Origin of the sequence: Pengzhenrongella frigida, assembly GCF_004168625.1 — a bacterium.
In the GTDB taxonomy this organism is placed as follows: Bacteria; Actinomycetota; Actinomycetes; order Actinomycetales; family Cellulomonadaceae; genus Pengzhenrongella; species Pengzhenrongella frigida.
On the sequence record NZ_SDWW01000009.1, the window covers coordinates 66,702 to 92,099 of the forward strand.

At 72.6% G+C, this 25,398-nt stretch carries 22 protein-coding genes; 9 read left to right on the top strand and 13 right to left on the bottom strand.

Annotated features, from left to right (window positions below):
- Positions 1–80: 80 nt before the first annotated feature.
- From efeU to EUA98_RS05500, 4 genes are all read right to left on the bottom strand, one after another.
- Positions 81–980, bottom strand: coding sequence for an iron uptake transporter permease EfeU (gene efeU / locus EUA98_RS05485; RefSeq protein WP_130101666.1), 900 nt, complete (start codon positions 978–980; stop codon positions 81–83).
- An 88-nt stretch (positions 981–1,068) separates the two neighbouring features.
- On the bottom strand, positions 1,069–1,644 hold the full coding sequence (locus tag EUA98_RS05490) for an NUDIX domain-containing protein (RefSeq protein ID WP_130101667.1): 576 nt from the start codon (positions 1,642–1,644) through the stop codon (positions 1,069–1,071).
- A gap of 11 nt (positions 1,645–1,655) precedes the next feature.
- Positions 1,656–3,440, bottom strand: coding sequence for an acetyl/propionyl/methylcrotonyl-CoA carboxylase subunit alpha (locus EUA98_RS05495; RefSeq protein WP_207218979.1), 1,785 nt, complete (start codon positions 3,438–3,440; stop codon positions 1,656–1,658).
- 152 nt (positions 3,441–3,592) lie between these two features.
- Positions 3,593–4,300, bottom strand: coding sequence for a Maf family protein (locus EUA98_RS05500; RefSeq protein WP_130101668.1), 708 nt, complete (start codon positions 4,298–4,300; stop codon positions 3,593–3,595).
- Between the two features lie 140 nt (positions 4,301–4,440).
- Here EUA98_RS05500 and EUA98_RS05505 point away from each other — a divergent pair, with 140 nt between their 5' ends.
- Positions 4,441–5,064 carry a vitamin K epoxide reductase family protein gene (locus EUA98_RS05505; RefSeq protein WP_130101713.1) on the top strand — a complete coding sequence of 208 codons (624 nt, stop codon included), beginning with the start codon at positions 4,441–4,443 and terminating at the stop codon, positions 5,062–5,064.
- A gap of 55 nt (positions 5,065–5,119) precedes the next feature.
- Here the strand turns inward: EUA98_RS05505 and EUA98_RS05510 are convergent, their stop codons facing one another.
- The 4 genes from EUA98_RS05510 to EUA98_RS05525 form a co-directional block, all read right to left on the bottom strand.
- On the bottom strand, positions 5,120–6,901 hold the full coding sequence (locus tag EUA98_RS05510) for a DUF885 domain-containing protein (RefSeq protein WP_130101669.1): 1,782 nt from the start codon (positions 6,899–6,901) through the stop codon (positions 5,120–5,122).
- A gap of 76 nt (positions 6,902–6,977) precedes the next feature.
- A complete protein-coding gene (locus EUA98_RS05515; protein WP_242511292.1) occupies positions 6,978–7,226 on the bottom strand; it encodes an acyl-CoA carboxylase epsilon subunit in 249 nt (82 codons plus the stop codon).
- The gene (locus EUA98_RS05520; RefSeq protein ID WP_130101670.1) at positions 7,223–7,780 is read right to left on the bottom strand and encodes a hypothetical protein; all 558 of its coding nucleotides are present in this window, start codon (positions 7,778–7,780) and stop codon (positions 7,223–7,225) included. Before EUA98_RS05520 ends, EUA98_RS05515 begins: the two co-directional genes overlap by 4 nt.
- 54 nt (positions 7,781–7,834) lie before the next feature.
- Positions 7,835–9,433 (bottom strand): acyl-CoA carboxylase subunit beta, encoded by a 1,599-nt coding sequence (locus EUA98_RS05525; RefSeq protein WP_242511293.1) that lies wholly within the window; start codon positions 9,431–9,433, stop codon positions 7,835–7,837.
- Between the two features lie 145 nt (positions 9,434–9,578).
- Here EUA98_RS05525 and EUA98_RS05530 point away from each other — a divergent pair, with 145 nt between their 5' ends.
- Both EUA98_RS05530 and EUA98_RS05535 read left to right on the top strand, forming a co-directional pair.
- Positions 9,579–10,442: a biotin--[acetyl-CoA-carboxylase] ligase gene (locus tag EUA98_RS05530; RefSeq protein WP_130101672.1), complete on the top strand. Its 864-nt coding sequence runs from the start codon at positions 9,579–9,581 to the stop codon at positions 10,440–10,442.
- Positions 10,443–10,515: 73 nt separating this feature from the next.
- Positions 10,516–11,610 (top strand): adenylate/guanylate cyclase domain-containing protein, encoded by a 1,095-nt coding sequence (locus EUA98_RS05535; RefSeq protein ID WP_130101673.1) that lies wholly within the window; start codon positions 10,516–10,518, stop codon positions 11,608–11,610.
- A gap of 26 nt (positions 11,611–11,636) precedes the next feature.
- On the opposite strand, the gene EUA98_RS05540 is transcribed toward EUA98_RS05535, so the two are convergent.
- Positions 11,637–12,368 carry an SOS response-associated peptidase gene (locus EUA98_RS05540; RefSeq protein WP_130101674.1) on the bottom strand — a complete coding sequence of 244 codons (732 nt, stop codon included), beginning with the start codon at positions 12,366–12,368 and terminating at the stop codon, positions 11,637–11,639.
- A 68-nt stretch (positions 12,369–12,436) separates the two neighbouring features.
- Between EUA98_RS05540 and EUA98_RS05545 the strand changes: the two genes are divergently transcribed.
- Positions 12,437–13,666, top strand: a complete 1,230-nt coding sequence (locus EUA98_RS05545; RefSeq protein WP_165372721.1) for a multidrug effflux MFS transporter — start codon at positions 12,437–12,439, stop codon at positions 13,664–13,666.
- A gap of 15 nt (positions 13,667–13,681) precedes the next feature.
- On the opposite strand, the gene EUA98_RS05550 is transcribed toward EUA98_RS05545, so the two are convergent.
- The 4 genes from EUA98_RS05550 to adhE form a co-directional block, all read right to left on the bottom strand.
- On the bottom strand, positions 13,682–14,923 hold the full coding sequence (locus tag EUA98_RS05550; RefSeq protein WP_130101676.1) for a pyridoxal phosphate-dependent aminotransferase: 1,242 nt from the start codon (positions 14,921–14,923) through the stop codon (positions 13,682–13,684).
- Positions 14,924–14,945: 22 nt separating this feature from the next.
- Positions 14,946–15,074 carry a molybdopterin oxidoreductase gene (locus EUA98_RS05555; protein WP_130101677.1) on the bottom strand — a complete coding sequence of 43 codons (129 nt, stop codon included), beginning with the start codon at positions 15,072–15,074 and terminating at the stop codon, positions 14,946–14,948.
- A gap of 100 nt (positions 15,075–15,174) precedes the next feature.
- Positions 15,175–15,642, bottom strand: coding sequence for a hypothetical protein (locus tag EUA98_RS05560; RefSeq protein WP_130101678.1), 468 nt, complete (start codon positions 15,640–15,642; stop codon positions 15,175–15,177).
- 140 nt (positions 15,643–15,782) lie between these two features.
- Entirely contained in the window at positions 15,783–18,545 is a 2,763-nt protein-coding gene (gene adhE, locus EUA98_RS05565; RefSeq protein WP_130101679.1) for a bifunctional acetaldehyde-CoA/alcohol dehydrogenase, read from the bottom strand.
- A 269-nt stretch (positions 18,546–18,814) separates the two neighbouring features.
- Here adhE and EUA98_RS05570 point away from each other — a divergent pair, with 269 nt between their 5' ends.
- From EUA98_RS05570 to EUA98_RS20210, 5 genes are all read left to right on the top strand, one after another.
- Complete coding sequence (locus EUA98_RS05570) at positions 18,815–20,047, top strand: BaiN/RdsA family NAD(P)/FAD-dependent oxidoreductase (RefSeq protein WP_130101680.1); 1,233 nt, start codon at positions 18,815–18,817, stop codon at positions 20,045–20,047.
- A 47-nt stretch (positions 20,048–20,094) separates the two neighbouring features.
- A complete protein-coding gene (locus tag EUA98_RS05575; protein WP_130101681.1) occupies positions 20,095–20,739 on the top strand; it encodes an LON peptidase substrate-binding domain-containing protein in 645 nt (214 codons plus the stop codon).
- Between the two features lie 211 nt (positions 20,740–20,950).
- Positions 20,951–21,895, top strand: coding sequence for a cold-shock protein (locus EUA98_RS20480; protein WP_130101682.1), 945 nt, complete (start codon positions 20,951–20,953; stop codon positions 21,893–21,895).
- A gap of 912 nt (positions 21,896–22,807) precedes the next feature.
- Positions 22,808–24,964 carry a DEAD/DEAH box helicase gene (locus tag EUA98_RS05585; RefSeq protein ID WP_130101683.1) on the top strand — a complete coding sequence of 719 codons (2,157 nt, stop codon included), beginning with the start codon at positions 22,808–22,810 and terminating at the stop codon, positions 24,962–24,964.
- A gap of 73 nt (positions 24,965–25,037) precedes the next feature.
- A complete protein-coding gene (locus EUA98_RS20210; RefSeq protein WP_242511298.1) occupies positions 25,038–25,391 on the top strand; it encodes a hypothetical protein in 354 nt (117 codons plus the stop codon).
- Positions 25,392–25,398 lie beyond the last annotated feature (7 nt).

The window sequence follows — 25,398 nt, forward strand, 5'->3', positions numbered from 1 at the left end:
CGCGGCCGGGTAGCCGGAGCTCGACGGGTGGGTTGGTGCGGGTCGGTGCGGGGGACGAGCAGATCGCGCAGGTGGAGGCGTCAGACGGCCGCGGACAGCCGGGTCGCCGGTCCGGCCGCGGGGGTGGCCGGGGCCGCGGGGGTCGCCGGGCCGGCCGGCGTGCGGGCCGCGGGGGGACGGGCGAACCACACGACGCGCACGAACACGGTCAGGGTCACCCCGACGTAGGCGACCCAGGCCGTCAGCTCGAGCCAGGTCGTCACCGGCGAGAAGTTGAAGACCCCCTTGAGCAGCGTCCCGTACCAGCTGCTCGGGGGGATGGTCGCGGAGACGTCGAAGGCCACGGACGTCAGCCCGGGGAGCAGGCCGGCCTCCTGCAGGTCATGGATCCCGTAGGAGAGCACCCCGCCGGCCACGATGACGAGGAACGCGCCGGTCCAGGCGAAGAACACCCGCAGGTTCAGCGTGAGCGCGCCCCGGTAGATGCCCCAGCCGAGCGCGATCGCGGTCGCCAGCCCGAGGGCTCCGCCGAGCAGGGGCTGCGTCGTGGAGCCGGTGGCCTGAGCGGCCGCCCAGAGGAACAGGGCCGTCTCGAGCCCCTCCCGGCCGACGGCGAGCAGCGCGATCACGAGCACGGCCCACCGGCCGGCAGCGACCGCGCCGTCGAGGCGGTGCTCCAGGTCCGACTTGAGGTGCCGGGCCGTGCGGGCCATCCAGAAGATCATCCAGGTGACCAGCCCGACGGCGGCGATGGAGAGCGTTCCCCCGATGGCCTCCTGGGCCTCGAACGTCAGACCGCGCGGGCCGTAGGTGAGGGCTGCGCCGAACGCGAGCGAGGCGGCCACGGCCACCCCGACCCCGAGCCAGAGCTGCGGGAGGGCGTCGCGCCGTCCGGTGCGCACGAGGTAGGCGACGAGGATGCCGATGACGAGCGCCGCCTCGAGGCCTTCGCGCAGGCCGATCAGGTAGTTCGCGACCATGGGGAGCGGTTCTTTCCGGGTGGTGGGGGCGGCGTCGCTCGGCATTTCGAGGTGAGGTACGCCTTACCTAACAAACCGGAACAGTACCTCAGGTGGTTCGGCCGTGGAAGCCATCGGCCTCGAGCAGTTCTCGCAGGCGCGGCCACGCCTCGGCGAACGCGGGCAGGAGCGGGAGCCGCGCGACGTCGTCGAGCAGGACCCACGCGACCTCGAGGCTCTCGGTGTCGGTCGCGGCGGGCTCGAACGGCATGAGCGTCTCGGCCAGGACCGTGGTGTAGGTCCACCCGCCGTGGTCGAGCAGGACGCTGCCACGCAGGCGGACGGCCGCGGCCGGGATGCCGGCCTCCTCGCTCGCCTCGCGCAGCGCGCCGACCTCGGCCGACTCTCCCGGTGCGAGCGCACCCCCGGGGAAGCCCCAGGTGCCGCCCTGGTCGCTCCACAGCGCGCGGTGCTGGAGCACGACGGCGTCGATCGAACCGCCGTGCGCGCGCCGGGCCAGCAAGAGGCCGGCCGCACCGTGCAGGCCCCAGTGCCGGTGGCCCTGGAGGCACTGGGCCCAGCCGTCGCCGGGGTGCCGATGGAACGCGCCGACGCCCCGGACGCCAGCCTCGGCGGCCGGGCCCGGGGCCGGGGCTGAGACCGGGTCGCCGGGTTCGGACCGCACGTGGGGGTTCGTCAGCCGACGATGTCGCAGATCAGCGTGCCTGCGCCGACGCTCGCGCCGACGCCGGCAGCCAGGCCGGTCACCCGGCCCGCGCGGTGGGCCAGCAGCGGCTGCTCCATCTTCATCGCCTCGAGCACGACGACGAGATCGCCCTCGACGACGTCGGCCCCGTCCGCGACGGCGACCTTGACGATGGTGCCCTGCATCGGTGAGCAGAGCATCGTGCCGGAGGCGGTGGGGGTGGAGCGCTGGGTCGTGCGCCGCACCGGTCGGCGGGCACCGGTGCCGCGGCCGCGGTTCAGGGAGAGCCCGGCCGGGATGATGATCTCGAGCCGCTTGCCGCCGACCTCGACGACCACGCGCTCGGTGGCGGCCGGCTCGGCGACCTCGTCGCCCTGCGGTGCGGGCGCCGCGGCGGCGCCGAGCGTGGCGAGCTTCTCGGCGAACTCGGTCTCGATCCAGCGGGTGTGCACCGCGAACGTCTCGAGCGGATCGGCAGGGACGAACGCGACCTCGTCGAGCACCGCGCGGTGGAACGCCAGCACGGTCGGGATGCCGCCGATCTCGAGCTCGGCCAGCGCCCGTCGTGCGCGCCGGATCGCCTGGGTGCGCGTCGCGCCGGTGATGATCACCTTCGCGAGCATCGAGTCGAACGCGCCGGAGATCGTGTCACCCTCGACGACCCCCGAGTCGACCCGGACCCCGGGCCCCGACGGCAGCCGCAGGGTGGTGATCTTGCCCGGCCGGGGCAGGAAGTTCGCGGCCGGGTCCTCGCCGTTGATCCGGAACTCGATCGAGTGCCCACGGGTGGCGACCCGGTCGTAGCCGAGCGGCTCGCCCGCGGCGATCCGGAACTGCTCGAGGACCAGGTCGATGCCGGAGACCTCCTCGGTCACGGGGTGCTCGACCTGCAGGCGGGTGTTGACCTCGAGGAACGACACCGTGCCGTCGGCGCCGACCAGGAACTCGCACGTGCCCGCGCCGACGTAGCCGGCCTCGCGCAGGATCGAGATCGAGGACGAGATCAGCTGCTCGTTCTGGGCGTCGGTGAGGAAGGGCGCGGGCGCCTCCTCGACGAGCTTCTGGTGGCGACGCTGCAGCGAGCAGTCTCGGGTGGAGACGACGACGACGGTCCCGTGCGCGTCCGCGAGGCACTGGGTCTCCACGTGCCGCGGGTTCTCGAGGTACCGCTCGACGAAGCACTCGCCCCGGCCGAACGCGGCGATCGCCTCGCGGACGGCGGACTCGAACATCTCGTCGATCTCGCCGACCGTCCGCGCGACCTTCAGTCCTCGGCCGCCACCGCCGAAGGCGGCCTTGATCGCGATCGGGAGGCCGTGCTCGGCGGCGAACGCGTGGATCTCGGCCGTGGTCTCCACCGGCCCGGGCGTGCCGGCGACCAGCGGTGCACCCGCGCGCTGGGCGATCCGCCGTGCGCTGACCTTGTCGCCGAGGGCCTCGATGGCGGCGGGCGACGGCCCGATCCAGATCAGCCCGGCGCCGATCACGGCGGAGGCGAACGCGGCGTTCTCGGCGAGGAAGCCGTAGCCGGGGTGGACGGCGTCGGCGCCCGAGCGGCGCGCCACGTCGATCAGCTTGGCGATGTCGAGGTACGTCTCGGCGGCGCGCATCCCGCTGAGGGCGAACGCCTCGTCGGCGAGGCGTACGTGCAGCGACTCGCGGTCGGAGTCTGCGTACACGGCCACGGACGCCAGACCGGCGTCGCTGCACGCCCGGACGATACGGACGGCGATCTCACCGCGGTTGGCGACAAGGACCTTCGAGATGGGGGGCACGGCTCACCGTAACGCCCGCCGTCCGGCGGACCCGCTCTCTGGCGCATCCTTGCGAGAAGATTGGACGATCTCCCAACCCCTGCGCCGGGGGTTTGTAGGTTTCCCACGACGACGCCGGGTCACCGAGTGCGCCCTGCCGGTCGCGCTTGTGTTCAGGCCACAACACCCGCGGCCTGGCGCCACAGCTCGGGGATCGTCACGCCGAGCTCGCCGAGCAGCTCGCGCAGCAACGGCAGGCTCAGGCCCACCACGCCGTGGTAGTCGCCCTCGATCCCGGTGACGAAGGCCCCGCCGAGCCCGTCGACCGTGAACGCGCCGGCGACCGCGAGCGGTTCGCCGGTGGCCACGTAGGCGTCGATCTCGGCGTCGGTGAGGTCGGCGAAGTGCACCACGGTCGACGACGTCGCACCGAGGGTCCCGCCCGTGCCGCCCGCGGCGGGGTCGCGGTCGTCGATCAGCCAGTGCCCGGTGTGCAGCACGGCCGAGCGGCCGCGCATGGTCCGCCAGCGGGCCCCGGCCTGCGCCGCGTCGGCCGGCTTGCCGAAGATCTCGCCGTCGAGCTCGAGCATCGAGTCGCAGCCGATCACGATGAGGTCGGACGCGGGGTCCTGCCCGGCGACGCTCACGTCGGCCTCGGCCTCGGCCTCGGGCGTGGGGCGGTGCTCGACGACCCACTGCGCCTTCGCGTGGGCGAGCACCAGGACCGCGTCCGCGGGCTCGAGCGCGCCGAACCGCTCCGTGGCGGCGGTGAGCTCCGCCTCCTCGTCGACCCTGGAGGTCGCGACGAGGGCGTCGATCCCCGCTCCGGCGAGCGTGGCGCGTCGGGCGGGCGAGGCGGAGGCGAGCAGCAGTCGGGTCACGGCCAAGGAGCGTACCGGCGCACGACCGAGGGAACTTCACCCCTCGGCGTTCAGGGTCCCCTCACCAATCTAGAGTTGACTGCGTCCCGCGCCGCGACGAGCCGTCGTCGGCCAACAGAGATGAGGCACTGGTGAGCGTGATGATCGACGAGCGTGGAAATCGCATGCACCGGCTCCGCCATTCCGAGGGCTGGATCTTCGGCACGATGCTGTTCTCCGCCTGTCTCAGCCTGCTGGCTTCCTTCGTGCTGTCGGTCGACGCGATCGAGCTGGCCCGCGACCCCAACGCCGCCCTGAGCTGCGACATCAACTCGGTGATCAGCTGCGGGCAGGTCGGGCTCTCGTGGCAGGCGAGCCTGTTCGGGTTCCCCAACGCGTTCCTCGGCCTCATCGCCGAGTCGGTCGTCATCACCGTGGCGGTCGCGCTGCTCGGCGGGGTGCGCTTCCCGCGGTGGTTCATGGCCTCCGCGCAGTTCGTCTACACGCTCGGGCTGATCTTCGCCTACTGGCTGTTCAGCCAGTCCATGCTCGTGATCCACGCGCTCTGCCCCTGGTGCCTGCTCATCACGCTGTCGACGACGCTGGTCTTCTGGAGCCTGACGCACTACAACCTGCGCGAGGGCAACCTGTTCCTGCCCAAGGGCCTGGAGCGCCGCGCGCGGGAGTTCGTGCGCAGCGACAACGACGTCTTCTTCGTGGCCGCCTGGCTGATCCTGCTGATCGCGCTCATCCTGGCCAAGTACGGCGCCGCGGTCTTCGGCTGACCGACGGCGGCCGTCTCGACGGCCCGCCGGCGGAGCGCGGCGGCTCAGCCCTGAGTCACCCCAGCGCGGTCCGCAGCACGTCCAGCCCGACGGAGCCCAGGGCGAGCGCACGGTCGTGGAAGGCCCGCAGGTCGAACTCCTCGCCACGTGCCTTGGCGGCGGCGGCAGCGTCGTCGCGGGCCTGCTCCCACAGCCGCTGCCCGACCTTGTACGACGGCGCCTGACCCGGCCAGCCGAGGTAGCGGGTCAGCTCGAACTGCACGAGGGCGTCGGGCATCGTGACGTTGGCGCGCAGGAACGTCAGGGCCTTGTCCGCGTCCCACGTCCCGCCGCCCCAGCGCTCCGGCGCCGGCAGTGCGAGGTGCACGCCGATGTCGAGCACCACGCGGGCGGCGCGCATCCGCTGACCGTCCAGCATCCCGAGCCGGTCGCCCGGGTTGTCGAGGAACCCCAGGTCGCCCATCAGCCGCTCGGCGTACAGCGCCCAGCCCTCGCCGTGGCCCGACACCCAGCAGGCGAGCCGGCGCCAGCGGTTGAGCACGTCCCGGGCGAAGATCGCCTGGCCGGTCTGCAGGTGGTGTCCGGGCACGCCCTCGTGGAAGACCGTGGTCTTCTCGCGCCAGGTGGTGAACTCGGTGACCTCGAGCGGCACCGACCACCACATCCGCCCCGGGCGGGAGAAGTCGTCGCTCGGGGGCGTGTAGTAGATGCCGCCCTGGTGGGTCGGCGCAATCCTGCACTCGAGCGTGCGGAGCGGCTCGGGGATGTCGAAGTGCACGCCGTCGAGCGCGGCGACCGCTGCGTCGGACGTGGTCTGCATCCACTCGCGCAGCGCCTGCGTGCCGGTCAGGAGGTACGCCGGGTCGGCGTCGAGCGCCGCGACCGCGCGCTGCACGAGGTCGCCGTCGTCGAGGTCGCCGTCGTCCTCGACGAGGGTGCCGCTCGGCTCCAGGCCGAGGATCTCGCGGGCGACCGCCTCCTGCTCGGCGACGACCCGGTCCAGCTCCTCGAGCCCCCACGCGTAGGTCTCGTCGAGGTCGACCGTGGCCCCGAGGAAGTACCGCGACCACAGCGCGTACCGCTCGCGACCGACCGCGTCCGTCGCGGGGGCGTGCGGCGCGAGCTCGTCGCGCAGGAACCGCGCGAGCTCGCGGTAGGCCGCCCGGGCCGACCCGGCGCCGCGGTCGAGCTCGACGCGGACCGCCTGCGCCGCGGCGGTGTCCGCCGGCTCCGCGCCCGCCAGGACGGCCTCGACGGCGTCGTCGGCCACGAAGGAGGTGAAGAACGACGACTCCTCGTCGGCGAGCTCCTCCGCCTGGGCGAGGCACTCGTCGACCTGACGGATCGCGGGGACGCGGCCGCGCGCCAGGCTCTCGCGCAGCGAGGCGACGTACCCGTCGACCGCGCCGGGGAGCAGGTTCAGGCGGGCGGCGATGTTCGCCCAGGCTCCGACGGTGTCGGTCGCCATCAGGTCGAAGACGTCCCGCAGCCCCTGCACGGGGGACGCGATGTTGTTCAGGTCGCACAGCAGCTCGCCGGCCGCGTCGAGCTCGAGCTCCAGCCCGATGCGCTCCTGCATCGCCGCCAGGGTGACCTCGTCGACGGCGTCGGTCGGCCACTGGGCGGCGAGCTCGGCCAGGACGGCGCGACCGGCGTCCGCGCGCAGGGCATGGCCGACCGGCGAGTAGTCGGTCATCTGGGCGTCGTACCCGTCGATGCCCATCAGCGTGGCGGCGAGCGGGTCGAGCTGGGCCACCCGATCGACGTACCGCTCGGCGATCGCGTCGATGGGGCTGGGCCGGCGGGTGGGGGCGGGCGAGACCGGGCGGGAAGTCATGTCCCGGACCCTACCGGCGGGTACGCCCTACCCGCGGGCATCCGGCGGGCAACCGGCGGGCAACCGGCCGACGACCTCAGGCGCGCAGGCTCCAGCGCCACGAGTCCGCGCCCGGCGCGGTCGGGGTGCGCGGGCCGGTGCGGCCGCGCATCGCCCGGGACCGGTCCGACCACGCGGTGTGCGGGTGCGTCGCGGTGGGATCGTCGTCGCCCGCCTCGGCGCCCGCGGCCGCTAGCCCAGCGACCAGGGCCGCCAGCTCGACGTCGTCGGGCTCGCCGCGCACCACGTGGACGACGGCCGGCTCGCCGCCGAGATCGTCGATCACGAGTCGTCGTCCTCCTCGTCGGTGAAGCCCTCGAAGTCGGCCGGCTCGCCGCGCGAGGTGGCCCACTCCACGACGTCGAACCCGGCATCCACGAGCCGGGCCACGAGCTCCTCGCCGCCCTGGTCGAGCAGGTCCAGCACGGAGTCCATCGTGACGTCGCTGGTCCCGACCGGCGGCCCGACGACGAAGCCCAGGTGGAACGCCTCCGCGGCGTCGCTCGCGGGCGGCGCGTCGAGGTCGGCCGGCGAGTGCTCGTGCTCGTCGGCGTCCCACGCCATCGACGTGAGGTCGGCGTGCAGCCCGAGTGTCGAGTGCACGAGGTCGTAGAGCTCGGCGTTCAGCGCGCCGACCCGGGACTCGAGCGCGAGGACCCGCGGGTCCTCGTCGGCCTCGTGCGCCCCGAACTCGGCGCGCACCCCGACGGCGGTGCCGATGTACTCGTGCAGCGCGGCCGCGAGCGCGTCCACGGTGCGGTGCAGGTCGGCGCCGTCGATGCCCTTCAGCGGCAGGCCGGAGTGGGCCGAGCCTGAGGTGTCATGGCCGTGCTCGCTCACAGTTCCCTCACTTCGTGGTCCATCCGGTCATCCATTCTCGGGTCTCCCAGCGGTCTACAGGGGGATGTTGCCGTGCTTCTTCGGGGGCAGGGTCGCCCGTTTGGTGCGCAGGGCACGCAGGGCCCGCACGATCTGGATGCGGGTCTCGGACGGCTCGATGACCGCGTCGACGTACCCGCGGTCGGCGGCGTCCCACGGGTTGACGATCGCGTCCTCGTACTCGTTCGTCAGGCGGGTGCGCTCCTCCTCGACGTCGCCGCCGGCGTCGGCCACGACCTTGATCGCGGCGCGCTGCAAGATGTTGACCGCCCCGCCGGCGCCCATCACGGCGATCTGCGCCGTCGGCCAGGCGAGGTTGACGTCCGCGCCCAGCTGCTTGGAGCCCATCACGATGTACGCGCCGCCGTACGCCTTGCGGGTGATGAGGGTGACCAGCGGCACGGTCGCCTCGGCGTAGGCGTAGATCAGCTTCGCGCCGCGGCGGATGATCCCGTTCCACTCCTGGTCGGTCCCGGGCAGGAACCCGGGCACGTCCACGAAGGTCAGCACCGGCAGGTTGAACGCGTCGCAGGTGCGCACGAAGCGCGCGGCCTTCTCGGCGGCGTTGATGTCGAGCGTGCCGGCCATGTGCTGGGGCTGGTTGGCCACGATCCCGACGGGGTGCCCCTCGACGTGGCCGAACCCGATCAGCACGTTGCGCGCGTACAGCGGCTGGACCTCGAGCAGCACGCCCTCGTCGAGCACGTGCTCGAGGACGGTGCGCATGTCGTACGGCTGGCTGTCCGAGTCCGGGATGAGGGAGTCGAGCTCGCGGTCGGCGTCGGTCACCTCGAGGGGGACGTCGCCCGAGGCGAAGACCGGCGGGTCGCTGAGGTTGTTCGACGGGAGGTAGGACAGCAGCGACTTCACGTAGTCCAACGCGTCGTCCTCGTCGGCGGCGAGGTAGTGCGCGACGCCGGACCGCTCGTTGTGCGTGTGCGCACCTCCGAGCTCCTCGAGGCCGACGTCCTCGCCGGTCACGGCGCGGATGACGTCGGGACCCGTGATGAACATGTTCGACGTGCCGTCGGCCATCACGATGAAGTCGGTCAGCGCGGGGGAGTACACCGCGCCGCCGGCGCTGGGCCCGAGGATCAGCGAGATCTGCGGGATCACCCCGGACGCGGCGACGTTGCGGCGGAAGATCTCGGCGAACTGGGTGAGGGCGGCCACGCCCTCCTGGATGCGCGCCCCGCCGCCGTCGGCGATGCCGATCAGCGGCACCCCGGTGCGCAGCGCCAGGTCCATCACCTTGGTGATCTTCTGCCCGTGCACCTCGCCGAGCGAGCCGCCGAAGACCGTGAAGTCCTGCGCGTAGATGCAGACCTGCCGGCCGTCGATCGTGCCGTGCCCGACGACGACGCCGTCCCCCGGGATGCGCTTCTTCTCGAGGCCGAAGTTGGTCGACCGGTGCCGCGCGAACGCGTCGAGCTCGACGAACGAGCCGGCGTCGAGCAGGCCGTCGATCCGCTCCCGGGCGGTCTTCTTGCCGCGCGCGTGCTGCTTGCCCTGGGCCGCCTCCTCGGGAGCTCGGGTCGCGGAGTCGATCCGCTCGCGCAGGTCGGCAAGCTTGGCGGCGGTGCCGGTTTCCGGGGGCGTCAGTGCGTCAGTCACAGGGCCGAGACTAGACGGACCGCCGCCCGGAGCGGGACATCTCGCTCCGGGCGGTCGCTCTCCGGGCGGTCGGCCGCGGCGCAGCCCGCCGCCCTGCGCGCGATGATGGGGAGTCGACCAGGCGTGGGACCGAAAGGATGAGGTCATGGTGAACCGACCGGCGTTGCGTTCGTCCGTGCTGCGCGAGCTGCTGCTCGCCCCGAGCGGTCCGCTCGGTCGGGTCGAGGTGGTGGAGCGGGTCGGGTCGACGAACACCGCGCTCGCGGCCGCCCTGGCTCGCGACCCGGCAGGGTGGCCCGGGGTGGGCCTGCTCGTGGCCGACCACCAGGAGGGCGGGCACGGCCGGGCCGGGCGCGACTGGCAGACGCCGGCCCGGGCGGCCCTGACGCTCTCGATCTCGATCTGGGCGCGGCCGCCGCTAGACGCGCTCGGCTGGCTCCCGCTGCTGGCCGGTCTGGGGGCGGTGTACGCGCTGCGCGCCACCGCCGGGGTCCAGGCGGGGCTGAAGTGGCCCAACGACCTGCTCGTGCCGCAGCCCGGCGCGGTCGAGCTCGACGGGTGGGGCACGGACCGCAAGGTGGGGGGCATCCTCACCGAGCTGGTGCGGACCCCGGCGGGGTCGGCCGTCGTCCTGGGCATCGGGGTGAACGTGACTCAGGTCGCGGACGAGCTGCCCGTGCCGAGCGCGATCTCGCTCGCGCTCGCGGGCGCTCAGGATCTCGACCGCGAGGTGCTCCTGGACGCCCTCGTGGAGGCGTTCGCGGACCTGTCCGCGCGGTGGACGGCCGCGGGCGGCGATGCGGTCGCCGCCGGTCTCGCGGACGAGGTGACGGCGGTCTGCCTCACGATCGGGCGCCGGGTGCGGGTCGCGCTGCCGGGGGGCACCGAGCTGGTCGGGCTCGCGCGTCGGCTCGGGCCCGACGGCGCGCTGGTGGTGATCGACGACGGCGGCGTCGAGCACACCGTGCTCGCGGGGGACGTGCTGCACGTGCGGACCGCGTCCGAGTGAGCCGCGTCCGAGTGGGCCGCGTCCGAGGGCACCGCGTCCGCGGCGTCGTACCGGGGTGAACTAGCCTGCACGTGTGACTTTCCCCACGTCCGCAGTCCCCGAGCCGGTGCCACCCGAGGCCGGCTCGACCGTCGACCGGCTCGACTCCCTCCTGCTGGGGGGCGACCGCACGCTGACCCTGCGCGACCTCGCCGCCCGCTCCGATCCCTGCGTCGCGGTCGAGGACGCGAGCCTGTTCTGGTCGACGCTCGGCCTGCCCCACGCCGACCTGGACGACCCGGTCTTCACCGAGGACGACGTCGCCGCGCTGATCCGCATCACCGGGCTGGTCGCCGCGGGGCACCTGGAGCGGCGCACGGCGGTCACCCTCACCCGGGCGCTCGGGCACACGTCCGAGCGGCTCGTGCTGTGGCAGGTCGAGGCGCTGGTGGAAGACACCGCGGCCCGCTTCCAGCTCGACGACACGAGCGCGCGGCTCGTGGTGCTCGATCAGCTCGCCGAGACGGGGCCGATGCTCGAGGCCCAGCTCGTGCACTCCTGGCGGCGCCACCTGGCGGCCATGGCGGGCCGGATCGCCGCGGAGTTCGGCGAGGCCCGGATGGCGGACCACCCCGACCCGACCGCCCTGCCGCTGGCCCGCGCGGTCGGCTTCGCCGACATGGTGTCGTTCACGCGGCGCACGGCCGGGCTCGGGCCCACCGACCTGTCCCTGTTCGTCCAGCGGTTCGAGACCGCCGCACGCGACGTCGTGACGGCGGCCGGGGGCAGGGTCGTCAAGACCATCGGCGACGCGGTCCTGTTCATCGCCGACGACGTCGTCACCGGCGCGCACGTCGCGCTCGGCCTGGCCCGCGTGCTCGGCAGCGAGCTCGACGTCGACGCCGAGCGCTCCGCCGGCGGGATGGCCGAGGGGGCCCGCGGCGTGACGCCCGTCCGGGTCGGGTTCGTGCAGGGGCGGGTGCTGTCGCGGTTCGGTGACGTGTTCGGCGCGTCCGTGAACGTCGCGGCCCGGCTGACCGACATCGCGGAGCCCAGCACCGTGCTCACGGACCAGGCGACGGCGGCGCTGCTCGCCCAGGACCCGCGCTTCGCCCTCACGCCGCAGCCGGCCCGGGACCTGGCCGGGCTGGGCTCGATCGCGCCGGTCCGGGTCAGCGCCACCACCTGACCCCGGGTCACAGCGGGGTGATCAGGTCACAGCGGGGTGATCAGGGTGGGGGAGTTGTTGCTCACCTTGTTGACCGCGGTGGAGACCGGCGTCAGGGCCAGCCGCGGGGCGGGGGCGGCGAGGAGGCTCGCGGCGCCGGCAGCGTCGACCGCGGGGTCCAACCAGGCGTCCCACCGGTCGGGGAGCAGGATCACCGGCTGGCGGTCGTGGACCTGGCCCATCTCGTCGACGGCGGTGGTGGTCACGACCGTCGCGGTCACCAGCCACCGGGTCGGGTCGTCGGGCTCCTTGGTCGGATCCGCCCAGAACTCGTACAGCCCCGCCATCGCGAGCGGGACGTCGTCGGGCGCGTGGATGTAGATCGGCTGCTTCGTCTTCGTGGGTGAGCCGGGGGCGGGCGGCTGCCACTCGTAGTAGCCGTCGGCCGGCAGCAGGGCGCGCCGCGTCGCGAACGCCCGCCGGAACGCCGGCTTCGTGGCGAGGGTCTCGGCGCGCGCGTTGATCATCGTGCTCCCGATCTTGGGATCCTTCGCCCAGGACGGCACCAGGCCCCAGCGCGCGCCGCGCAGCGTGCGCTCGATCTCGCCGGCCGAGCCGTCCTCGAGGCGGCTGGGCCGTTCGACCACCATCCGCACCGTGTCGGTGGGGGCCACGTTCCAGGACGGCGGCAGGAGCCGGACGTCGTCGGCGATCCGTGCCACCGCGAACTCGTCCGCCAGATCCTGGGCCTCGCGGAAGGAGGCGTATCGACCGCACATGGGTCAAGCCTGCCCCAGCGGTCCGGGCGATGACCACGGATCGGATCGGCGATGGGAGAATCGACCCGATGACTACCGGCGGCCCCCCGACTCCCAGCGACTACCGGCCGAACGCGAAGTACGTGCTGCTGCTCGGGCTGATGTGCGCCCTGCCCGCCGTGACCAGCGACATCTACCTGCCGTCCCTGCCCGACGTCGCTCGCGACCTGGGCACCACGACCACGGCCGTCCAGCTGACCATGACCGGGGTGCTCGTCGGCGGCGCGGTGGGCCAGCTGGTCGTGGGCCCGCTGTCGGACCGCTTCGGACGTCGGCGCCCGGTGCTGATCGGCATCGCGCTGCACATCGTGATCTCGCTGCTCTGCGCGGTCGCGCCGGGGATCGGGGCGCTGATCGCGCTCCGGGTCGCGCAGGGCTTCTTCAACGCCGCGGCCACCGTGGTCGCGATCGCGGTGATCCGCGACCGGTTCGTGGGGTCGGACGCGTCGCGGCTGCTGTCCCGGCTCATGCTCGTGATCGGGGTGGCGCCGCTGTTCGCGCCGTCGGTCGGCGGGCTGATCGCCGGCCAGTGGGGGTGGCGCGCGGTGTTCGTCGCGCTGGCGGTGTTCGGCGCGGTGCTGTGGGTCGTGGTCTGGCGCCGGCTGCCCGAGACGCTCCCGCCCGAGCGGCGGCGCGGGGCGGGCCTGCGCACCGCGCTCGGCGGGTACGGGGTCCTGCTGCGCGACCAGCACTTCGTCGCGATCGCCGTGCTGCCCGGGCTCGGGATGGCTGTGCTGATGAGCTACGTCGTCGGCTCCCCGTTCGTGTTCCAGGAGGGGTACGGCCTGTCCGCGAACCAGTTCGCGCTGCTGTTCGCCATGAACGGCGTCGCGCTGGTGGGCGGCGCGCAGATCAACGCGAGCCTGGTCCGGCGGGTCGTGCCGATCCGGATCCTGCGGGTCGCCCTGCCGCTGCTGTTCGCCGTCGCCGTCGTGCTGCTCGTGGTCATCCTGACCGGGGCCGGCGGGCTGATCGGGCTGCTCGCCGTGCTGTGGGTCATGCTCGGCCTGATCCAGTTCCTCCCGCCGAACGCGTCGGCGATCGCGCTGAGCCGGCACGGCGCCATGGCCGGGACGGCCGCCGCCTTCATCGGTGCCATGCAGGCCGGGGTCGCGGGCGTCGTGAGCCCGCTGGTCGGGGTGCTCGGCGGGGACGCGCGCGCGATGGGCCTGGTCATGGTGGGGAGCACCGCCACGGCGCTGCTGGTCCTGGCGCTGGCCACCCCCGCATACCGTCGCGGCGGGTGGCTCCGGCTGTAGGCGCGAGGGCCCGGCTCAGGCGGGCCGCAGCGCGCCCAGGCGGTCGACCGCCTCGCGCAGCACGGACTCGCGCTTGACGAACGTGAACCGGACGGTGGAGCGCAGCGCGACGTCGGCGGGCGAGCCGGCGCGGGTGAACGCGCTCACCGGCACGCCCACGACGCCGGCCAGCTCGGGCAGTCGCCGGCACAGCGCCGCGCCGTCGTCGAACCCGAGCGGCGCGCCGTCGGCCACCACGAAGTAGGTGCCCTGCGGGCGGACGACGGCGAAGCCCGCGCGTTCGAGGCCGTTGCACAGCAGGTCCCGGCGGGCGGACAACGACGCGGCGAGCCCGCGCACCCAGGTGTCTGAGTCGTCGTCGGCCAGGGCGACGGCGATCGCGGGCTGGAAGGGCGCCCCCGAGACGTAGGTGAGGAACTGCTTGACCGTCCGGACCGCCTCGACGAGCGGGGCGGGCCCGCTGATCCAGCCGATCTTCCACCCGGTGAACGAGAACGTCTTGCCCGCCGAGGAGATGGTCAGCGTGCGGTCGGCCATCCCCGGCAGCGTCGCGACGGGGACGTGGGTCGCCGAGTCGAACACGAGGTGCTCGTAGACCTCGTCGGTCACGACGATGGCGTCGTGGGCGGTGGCGAGCTGCGCGACGAGCTCGAGCTCGGCGCGGGTGAGCACGGCCCCCGTCGGGTTGTGCGGGGTGTTGAGGATGACGAGGCGGGTGCGGTCGGTGAACGCGGCCCGCAGCGCGGCCTGGTCCAGCCGGAAACCGTCTGCGCCCGGGCTCAGCGGCGCGGTCGTGTGCCGCGCGCCGGCCAGGGCGATCACCGCGGCGTACGAGTCGTAGAACGGTTCGAGCGTGAGGACCTCGTCGCCGGGCCCGGCGAGGGCGAGGACGGTCGCGGCCAGCGCCTCGGTCGCCCCGGTGGTGATCAGCACCTCGGTGTCCGGATCGACCTCGAGGCCGTAGTAGCGCTGCTGGTGGCCCGCGACGGCCGCGCGCAGCGGCGCGATCCCGCTCCCGGGCGGGTACTGGTTGTGGCCGTCGGCGATCGCCTGGATCGCGGCGCGCTTGACGGCGTCGGGACCGTCGACGTCGGGGAACCCCTGACCCAGGTTGACCGCGCCGGTGCTCGCCGCGAGGGCAGACATCTCGGCGAAGATCGTCGGGCGGGTCGAGCCGTCCGCGGCGAGGAGGCCGGTCGCGTGCAGAACCTCGCGCCACCGCCCGGGGACGACGGATCCGGTGCGCTCGGGGGTCATCCGCCCGAGGGTACGCGGGGCGTCAGCCGATACCGACCGCGCCCGCGAGGCCGGCCAGCACCAGCAGCCCGAGCGATGCCCAGGCCGAGACTGTCCACCAGGCGGGGCCGTGGCCCGATCGGTGCTGCTGGCGGGAGTCGTGGACGGTCATACCTACTTGGATCGGCAGGAAGACCGGTCATGACATGGTTTCGGCGGATGAACGACAGAAATCACCCGCACAGGTCATCGGGACCTGTGCGGGCGTGGGGTCAGTTCTGGGTCGCCTCGAGCTGCGCCTTGAGCTCGTCGACCTTCGCGGCGAGCGTCTCGAGGGTCGACTTCGCCGCGCCGTCGACGGTCTCGGCCGCGGCGTCGAGCTTGGCGCGGGCGTCGGCGAGCGCCGCCTCGGCCTCGGTGACCGCTGCGCTGGTGGACGAACCTGCGGCGCTGGCCTCGTCGAGGGCGGCCTTGGCGTCGTCGATGGCGGTGGTCGAGGAGTCGATCGCGTCCTCGGCCGCGGCCTTGGCGTCGGGTGCGAGGTCCTCGAGCTGCGCGCGCGCGTCGTCGATGGCGACGCCGGCCGCGTCGGCGCTCTGCTTGGCGCTGTCGACCGCGGAGGAGATCGACGCTCCCAGCTCGCCGAGGTCGGGGGTGGAGTCGTCCGAGCAGCCGGTCAGGCCGAGGAGGAGAGCGGTGCCGAGGGCCACGGAGGCCAACGGGATCCTGGAGGTGCGCATGGTTCGTGCTCCTGTCGATCGGAAACGTCCATTGTGGGCCACCACGCAGGCCGGTGCCCCGCCGGCATCGCCGGCGGGGCACCAGATCGAGCAGGTCGTGCGGGTCGTGCGGGGGTGGACGCCGGTCGGGTCCGCCCGGGTCAGGAGGTCGCGAGGACCTCGTCGGTGACCGTCTCGTCCGCGACGGCCGCGGGGGCGGCGTCGTCGGCCGGGACGTCGTTCGCCTCAGCCGCTGCCTCAGCCGCAGCGGCTGCAGGGGCGGCCGCGGCCTGGCTCTGCCGGGCCCGGACGTCCGCGACCGAGGTGCCGTAGTAGGCCGCCGTGAGGAGCTCCTTCATGTCCGCCCGCATCGGCATGCGCGGGTTGGCCGGCGCGCACTGGTCCTCGTAGGACCCCATCGCCAGCTCGTCGAGCCGGCCGATGAAGTCCGCCTCCGACACGCCCTGCGCGGCGAACGACGACGGGATGCCGACCTTCGAGCGCAGCGCCTCGAGCGCGATCGCGTACGACTCCACGCCCTCGGCCGGGGTCGCCGCCGGCAGCCCGAGGGTCGCCGCGATCGCCTGGAACCGCTCCGGGGCCACGTAGCTCTCGTACTTCGGCCAGCTCGTGAGCTTGGACGGGATCGAGCCGTTGTAGCGCACCACGTGCGGGAGCAGCACCGCGTTGGTGCGGCCGTGCACGAGGTGGAAGGTCGAGCCCACGGTGTGCGCCATCGCGTGCACGATCCCCAGGAACGCGTTGCCGAACGCCATCCCGGCGATGGTGCCGGCGTTGTGCATCTTCTCGCGCGCCTCGGCGGTCTCCGGCGCGCCCGGCTCACCGTTGACGCTGGCGGCGAGGTTGTCGAAGATCAACCGGATCGCCTGCAGGGCCATCCCGTCGGTGAAGTCGTTCGCGTAGACGGACACGTACGCCTCGGTGGCGTGCGTCAGGGCGTCGAACCCGGAGTCGGCGGCGAGCGACTTGGGCATCATCGCGGTCAGCACCGGGTCGATGATCGCGACGGTCGGGGTGAGGGCGTAGTCCGCGAGCGGGTACTTCTTGCCCGTGACGGTGTCGGTGATCACCGCGAACGGCGTCACCTCCGCGCCCGTGCCCGACGTCGTCGGGATGCAGACCAGGCTGGCGAGCTTGCCGAGCACCGGGAACCGGAACGCGCGCTTGCGCACGTCGAAGAACTTCTGCTTGAGGTCCGAGAAGTCGATCTCGGGGTGCTCGTACAGCAGCCACATGACCTTTGCGGCGTCCATCGGCGAGCCGCCACCGAGCGCGATGATCGTGTCGGGGCGGAACGCGCGCATCTCCGTGGCGCCCTTGAGCACCGTGGTGACGGACGGCTCGGGCTCGACCGTGTCGATGATCTGCAGGGAGACCTTCTCGCCGCGGCGCGAGAGCACGTCGAGCACCTTGTCGACGAAGCCCAGCCGGGTCATCGTCGTGTCGGTGACGATGGTGACCCGCGAGATGCCCTCCATGTCGGACAGGTAGCGGATCGCGTTCGGCTCGAAGTACGTCTTGGCGGGGACCTTGAACCACTGCAAGTTGTTGTTCCTTCGCCCGATCCGCTTGATGTTGACGAGGTTGATCGCCGAGACGTTGTTCGACACCGAGTTGGCGCCGTACGAGCCGCAGCCGAGGGTGAGCGACGGGATGAAGGCGTTGTAGATGTCGCCGATCCCGCCCAGGGAGGACGGCGCGTCGCGGATGATCCGGACCGCCTTGACGCGGGTGCCGAACTCCTCGGCGAGCTTGTCGTCCCGGGTGTGGATCGCCGCGCTGTGCCCGAGGCCGTCGAACTCGACCATCTGCTCGGACAGCCGGATGCCGTGCTCGGTCGACGTCGCCCGCAGCACGGCGATGACCGGCGTGAGCTTCTCGCGCGTCATCGGCTCCTCGGGCCCGACGGCGGCGACCTCGACCATGATGATCGACGTGTCGGCGGGCACCTTGAAGCCGGCCTGCTCCGCGATCCAGGTGGGGCTCTGCCCGACGACGGCCGCGTTCAGCTTCGCGCCGGCGCAGTTCTTGTCGTTGGCCGCGACGCCGAAGATGAACTTCTCGAGGAGCGCCTTCTCCTTCTTGTTCACGCGGTAGGCGTGCAGCACGGCGAACTCGGCCATCGCGGCGTCGTAGATCTCGTCGTCGAGGATGACGGCCTGCTCCGAGGCGCAGACCATGCCGTTGTCGAACGCCTTGGAGAGCACGACGTCGTTCACGGCGCGCTTGAGCTTGGCCGACTTCTCGATGTACGCGGGCACGTTGCCGGCCCCGACGCCGAGCGCCGGCTTGCCGCACGAGTACGCGGCCTTGACCATCGCGTTGCCACCGGTCGCGAGGATCAGCGAGACTCCCGGGTGGTTCATGAGGATGCTCGTCGCCTCGAGGGACGGGTGCTCCACCCACTGGATGCAGTTCTCCGGCGCGCCTGCCGCGATCGCGGCGTCCCGCACGATCCGGGCCGCGGCGACCGAGGAGCTCTGCGCGGCGGGGTGGAAGCCGAAGATGATCGGGTTGCGCGTCTTGAGGGCGATCAGCGACTTGAAGATCGCGGTCGACGTCGGGTTCGTCACCGGGGTGATGCCGGCGACGACGCCCACGGGCTCGGCGATCTCGATGATGCCGGTCAGCTCGTCCCGGCTGATGATGCCGACCGTCTTCAGGCTCGCCATCGAGTGCGTGACGTGCTCGCACGCGAAGATGTTCTTCACGGCCTTGTCCTCGAAGATCCCGCGGCGGGTCTCGGTGATCGCGAGGTCGGCCAGGGCGCCGTGCTGGTCCAGCGCCGCGACCGTGGCCTTCTTGACGATGTAGTCGATGTCGGCCTGGGTGAAGCTGGCATAGGCCGCGAGGGCCTTGGTCGCGCCGGCAACCAGCGCGTCGATCTCGGGGGTGGCAGTCACGAGGTGCTCCCGTTGTATGAGAAGGGTGGGTGAGATCCCCGTTGACCTCGTCCTGACGATGCTAGGAGGCCGGTTTGCCGCGACCGTGCGCCGAAGGTCCCGAGGGCCGAGGGGGTTCAATGGGCGGTTTGCCCGGCAGATTCTACCGTTTGCCCGGGTATGGTCCGCGGGTCGGGGAGCCTTCGCGGCCGTCGGTCCGATGAGTCGTCGTGCGTGAGTTACGTTCGCTCGATGCCTCTCCGCACCGTCACCTGCAGTCGGCACGGCCGATGAGCACGGCGAGTGTGATCGGTGGTGGTCCGGCGGGGCTGATCGCCGCCGAGGGCCTGGCCCGGGCGGGCGTGGCCGTGACGGTGTACGAGCACATGCCCGCCGTCGGCCGCAAGTTCCTCCTGGCGGGTCACGGCGGTCTGAACATCACCCATACCGAGGACCGCGACCGCATGCTGGCCCGGTACGGCGCCTCGGCCGACCGGATCGCGCCGATGCTCGAGGTGTTCGGCCCGGCGGATCTGCGCGACTGGTGCGCGGGTCTGGGCGAGCCGACGTTCGTCGGGTCGAGCGGGCGGGTGTTCCCGCGGGCGTTCCGGGCGACCCCGCTGCTCCGCGCGTGGTTGGCGCGCCTCGCCGCGCTTGGCGTGCGGATCGAGACGCGGCAGCGGTGGACGGGGTGGACGGACCAGCCTGGTGGGCTGCGCTTCACCGGGCCCGACGACCACGTGACCGAGGCGGCCGACGACGTGGCGATCTTCGCGCTCGGCGGAGCGTCCTGGCCACGGCTCGGTTCGGACGGCGGCTGGGTCGACCCGTTCCGCGACCGCGGGGTGACGGTCACGCCGCTGCGGCCCGCGAACGTCGGGGTGCGGGTCGCGTGGACCGACACGTTCGCGGACCGGTTCGAGGGAACCCCGCTGAAGCACGTGGGCCTGACCGTGCGCGGCCAGGACGCTCCACCGGTGCGCGGCGACGCGATGGTGACCCGGACCGGGCTGGAGGGCGGCCCGGTCTACGCGATCGGCGCCGCGATCCGGGCCGCCCTCGATGCCGACGGGCCGGGCGTCCTCGAGGTCGACCTTCGTCCGGACCTCACCGTCGAGACCCTCACCGATCGGCTGCGGAACCGCCGACCGAAGGACTCCGGCTCGAACTGGCTGCGCCGCACCATCGGTCTGGATCCGGTTGCGATCGCGCTGGTGCGGGAGTCGAGCGGCGGCGCGATGCCGAGCGACGCCGCCGAGATGGCCGAGCTGGTCAAGGCCGTGCCGGTGGTGCTCACCGCGACGATGCCGATCGCCCGGGCGATCTCGACCGCGGGCGGCATCGCGTGGTCGGAGGTCGACGAGGCGCTCATGCTGCCGGCGCTGCCCGGCACGTTCGTCGCGGGCGAGATGCTCGACTGGGAGGCGCCCACGGGCGGCTACCTGCTGCAGGCCTCGTTCAGCACCGGGGTGTTCGCCGCGCAGGGAGCGTTGGCGTGGCTGGCGCGCGACGCCGCGCGGTAGCGCTCGTCGGCGCGGCATCGCGCCGCGGGTGCGGCAGGATCAGCACCGTGCCCGAAGCGACCCGCGAGCTGGCGATGTTCCCCCTCGGCTCCGCGCTGCTCCCGGGGATGCCGCTTCCGCTGCGCGTCTTCGAGCCCCGCTACGTCGCGCTGCTGTCGACGGTGCTCGGCGCGGACCGCGAGTTCGGCGTGGTGCTGATCGAGCGCGGCTCCGAGGTCGGCGGCGGCGACGCCCGCTTCAGGGTCGGCACCGTGGCCAGCATCGTGACGGTCCAGATCGGCGAGGGATCGATCGTCCTGGTCGCACGGGGCACCGAACGCTTCGAGGTCGTCGACTGGCTCGAAGAGGACCCGTTCCCGCGGGCCCGGGTCCGCGAGCTCGCCCCGCTCGTGATCGAACCGGGCGACCTCGAGGCGCTCGCGGCGGCCGAGCGCCTCGTGCGGGACACCCTCGCCCGGCACAGCGAGTTCGTCGAGCTGCGCTGGCCGGCCGACGTCCAGCTGTCGGACGACCCGGCCGAGCGCCTCTGGCAGCTGGCCGGCATCGCGCCGATCGGGTCCCTGGACCAGCAGGCGCTGTTGCGCTCGGCCACCGCCGCGGAGCTGATCGCGCGCCTGGTCGAGGAGACGCGCGCCGCCGGGGACAGCATCGCGGCGGGATGGACCGGCGACCCGGACGACGACGAGCAGTAGCGCCGCGCGGAGGCAGGATCGGTTCGAAGTCACGCCCGCCGTAGAACACCCCGAGGATGACGACGGCGTCCGCACGCACCGCCAACGCGACGACAGCCCGACCCACCGGGAGATCGCTCTGACGCTGTCCACGCGGCCCGTCTCGCATGCCCGGCTCTGCTGTCGGGGACACTGGGTGAATACCGACCGTAGCTTCGACAAGGAGTCAGCCGTGACCGAGGGAACCGTCCGCTGGTTCGACACCGACCGGGGGTTCGGCTTCATCGCCCTCGGGCAGGAGGCAGAGGACCTGTACGTGCATGCGTCCGAGATCGTCAGCGACGACGCGATGAAGCTGCTCCGGGAGGGGCAGGTGGTCGAGTTCGAGATCGGCGAGGGGGACCGCGGCCCGCAGGCACGCCGCGTTCGGGTCACGGCTGACCGGGCCGCCGACAAGCCGCTGGGCGTGCTCGGCACCGTCGCCTGGTACGAGCCTGCCAAGGGGTACGGCTTCATCACGCCCGACGGCGGTGGTGCCGAGATCTTCGTGCACAGCTCGGCCATCGTCGGAGGCGGCGTGATCGCGGATGGGCAGCGGGTGGCGTTCCTCGTCGCCGACGGGGAGAAGGGGCCGCAGGCTGACCATCTGCTCCCCCTGGGGGCCCAGGCCACCCAGGAGGCCGCGGCATCCGACGGGGCGGACGGCACCGTGTCCTGGTACGACGGGGACAAGGGCTTCGGGTTCATCGCCCCCGAGTCGGGCGGCTCCGATGTCTTCGTGCACGTCCGGGCGCTGGCCGGCGGTCTCACCGAGCTGCAGGAGGGGGACCGGGTGACGTACGACATCGTCGAGAGCGAGAAGGGCCCGCAGGCGCGCGACGTGGTCCTCACGCGCAGCTCGACACCTCGGGGCGTGCCCGCGACGTCGACGACCCGCGCTCGGTCGGGACACGAGGAGGCATCCGACGTCCCGGCGCGCGGCGGCGAGGGTGTGGTCGTGCGCTACGACGCGGAGCGGGGTTTCGGCTTCATCGCCCCGGACGCGGTCGGCGCGGACCTGTTCGTGCACGTGTCGGTCATCAGGGGCGCCGAGGCGCTGCGTGAGGGCGATCGGGTCCGGTACCAGGTGCGACAGAGCGATCGCGGACCCCAGGCCGACCGCGTCGAACGGGTGTGAGCGGGACGGACGCCGGCGACCCAGCTCCTCGCGACCGTCGCCGCTGTCGAGGACGAGCACCACTGCGGCCCGGATCGCCTCGGACCGGCTCATGTCGTTCTTGGCCGCTCTTCGCTCACCACGCGTTCAGCGCATAACGAAAAAGACCGCGGTTCCAGAGGTGGGCACGTCGTGCTGGCCCGTCACGGCACTTCGCCACGAAGGACACCTGGTCATCGGCATGTGCGCAGGTCCAGCTTGCCGGTCGCCGAACACGACTTCATGCCACTTGAGGCGCCGGCGACCGATGCTCGGTGGCACCAATCGAGGCGCTGGTCGCGTCTGCGTACGGCGACCGCTATCCGACGTCCGTCGAGCAGGACGTTCCCGCAGGAACGTTGTCATCTCAAAACCCCGACCGCTTCGCTGGGCCCGTTGCCCACATCGCGAGACTTTGCCCCAGAACGTTCCCGCGGGAACGTAGGTCGGTGCCGGACTGCGCTGGCCGGTCTTCGGGTTGTGTGATGGTCGAGCATCCGCCCGGCCCGTTCTACACTTCAGACGCGGCACGACCGTGCAAACGGTATGCCGCGGCGGCGGCCAGCGGCACGACTCCGGACGTCACGCGATCGGTGTCTGGCAAGACTCGGTTGCGGTGTCCGGCGGGACGCTCCAGGTCCTCCGGCGATCGAGCAGGGCCACGACCGTGCCCCCGTGGTTCACCGAGACGTCCGGTGGGTGTCACCATCGCCGTGAGCACGGGCCAGCGCGGCAGACGGGGACGCCGCGCGGGGACCTGGCGCCCGATCTCGGCGCCCTGGCCCAGGTTGCCGTGCGACACGGGGTGGGGTTCGACGCCTGACCCGTCTCGGGCGGGCGCGGCAGGGCGCGCTGCGCTGCAGTCGCCTTGCGGATGTGCGAGAAGGAGGAGATGTGGCACGACCACGCCAACGCCGGTCCGGTGGCGCGCGCACTGATCTCGTCGTTCAGCGGCACCGCGCCCCGCGTCCTACCGAGCAGGGGATCATCCCGGTGCTCGCCGAGGTCGCCCGCGAGGTCGACAGTGCTGTGCAGCGACCCCCGACGCGACCGGCCGTGCGCACGAAGTTCCAGGTCGTGGCGCTGCTTGTGCGAGAAGAGCGGGCCCGGGTGATGGCCGACGGCGGCCCGACCGAGTCGGCGCGCACCAAGCAGCTCAAGCGGCTCGACGGGGTGGCGACGATGCTGGCCAGGACCGCTGCCCGGGACACCTCGCTGCTCGAGCTGCTCGCCGAGGATGCCCGAGTCTCCGACGCGGCGCGCGCCTTCAAGGTGACCTTGATGCGTGCTGGCGGGATGGAGCCGCCCGAGGAGCCAGCCCCCGCAGCACCCACCGTGCCAGCCGCGCCGGCGCCCGGTGCCGAGAGTCAGGTGGTGCCCCGGTCGGTGATCTCGCGCCAGCTCGCGAACCCGTTCCTGGCTCCGGACTTCGCGGCCGCGGCCGGACGGGTCGCTCCACGCGCCCGCCGACTGGCCGGCTGGGAGCTGCTCGAACCGCTCTTCAGGTCATTCGAGTACGCCGCCACCGGCGCACCCGCGTGCATGCCGCTGCCCGCTGCCCGCGCGGTGTCCGCTCCTCCCGGCCGCGAGCTGATGCCGCACCAGGCCCGGGTCGTCACGGCCACGGCCGGCGGTCATCGCACGTTCCTTCTCGCCGACGAGCCCGGGCTCGGCAAGACCGCCCAGGCGCTGCTCGCCGCCCAGGTGGCCGACGCCTACCCGCTGCTGGTCGTGGTACCCAACGTGGTGAAGACGAACTGGGAGCACGAGGTCCGGCTGTGGACGCCGTCGCGCCGGTCCACGGTGATCCATGGCGACGGTGACCGGGTCGACGGGTTCGCGGACATCGTGATCGTGAACTACGAGCTCCTGGACCGGCACGTCGGCTGGCTCGGCGACTTTGGTTTCCGCGGCATGGTCGTCGACGAGGCGCACTTCATCAAGAACAAGACCTCCCAGCGCTCCAAGCACGTCCTCGCGCTCTCGGAACGGATCCGCGCTCGCGCCGCCCGGCCGCTGCTGATGGCACTCACGGGCACGCCGCTGATCAACGACATCGAGGACTTTCGGGCGATCTGGCAGTTCCTCGGCTGGATCGACGACACGAAGCCGCTCGGCGCGCTGCAGGCCGCCCTCGAGGAGACCGGCCTCACCCCGGCCGACCCCGGGTTCTACGCCGCCGCGCGGGCCAGCGTGATCAACATGGGCATCGTGCGTCGCCGCAAGGTCGACGTGGTCGCCGACATCCCCGCCCGCCGGGTGGCGGACCTGCCGGTCGAGCTCGACGGCGCAGCCGGCCGCTCGATCCGCGCCGCCGAGGCGGCCCTCGTCCGCGGGCTGCTCAGGCGGTACCGGTCCGCCATCGAGATGCGTACCGGCAGCGCCGTCGTGGACGGGATCGACCACGAGCTCGCTCGTCGGGTGGCGGCGGCGGAGCTCAAGGACTCGAGCTCGCAGGCCGGTGGCGAGAACGTGTTCACGATGGTCCGCCGGATCGGCCAGGCCAAGGCCGGGCTCGCGGCCGACTACGCCGCGCAGCTCGCCCGCAACGTCGGCAAGGTGGTGTTCTTCGCCAAGCATGTCGACGTGATGGACCAGGCCGAGCAGACCTTCGCCCTTCGCGGCATCCGCTACGCCTCGATCCGTGGCGACCAGACGCCCAAGGTGCGTGAGAAGAACATCGCCGCGTTCGTGAACGACCCTGACGTGTCGATCGTGGTGTGCTCCCTGATGGCCGCCGGCGTGGGGCTGAATCTTCAGGTCGCCTCCAACCTGGTGCTGGCCGAACTGTCCTGGACCGACGCCGAGCAGACCCAGGCAATCGACCGGATCCACCGGATCGGCCAGTCCGAACCCGTCACCGCGTGGCGGATCATCGCTGCGCAGACCATCGACTCCAAGATCGCCAAGCTGATCGACAGCAAGTCGGGGCTGGCCGCCCGGGCGCTGGACGGGGCGGCGGACGAGGACGTCGTTTCGTCCACGACTGTGCAGCTCGAAGCCCTGGTCGGGCTGCTCACCGACGCGCTCGCCGCCGAGGGTGCGGGCTGATCCACCGGACGACGCGGAACTGCCTGCCGGGAGCGCACTCCTGGTACCGAGGCCGCTGAGTAGCCTTCGCGGCATGACCATTGACGGCAGGTCGGCAGCGCCCGACACCCGGGCGCGCGGTGCGGTGACTCTCGCGACCGTGGTATCGCTTGCGACCTGCGCGGCCATCTGGTGGCTGGCTGTTCCGATGGAGCCCGTCTGCCCGGCGGTCTATCCGGCGCCGGGCGGATGCACCGCGGCGGACCGGCAGGCTGCTGGGGTGACGTGGACGATCGTCGTCGCGGTGAGCTATGTGTTGACCGTTGCCATCGCGTTGACCATCGGGCGCCGCCGACGATGGCTGACGACCGCGGCGATGTCGGCACTCGTGGTCGTCTCGGTGGTCGGATTCGGCGCGGTGCAGGGCTCGACCGGCTTCGTCGCCTGACCAGGGC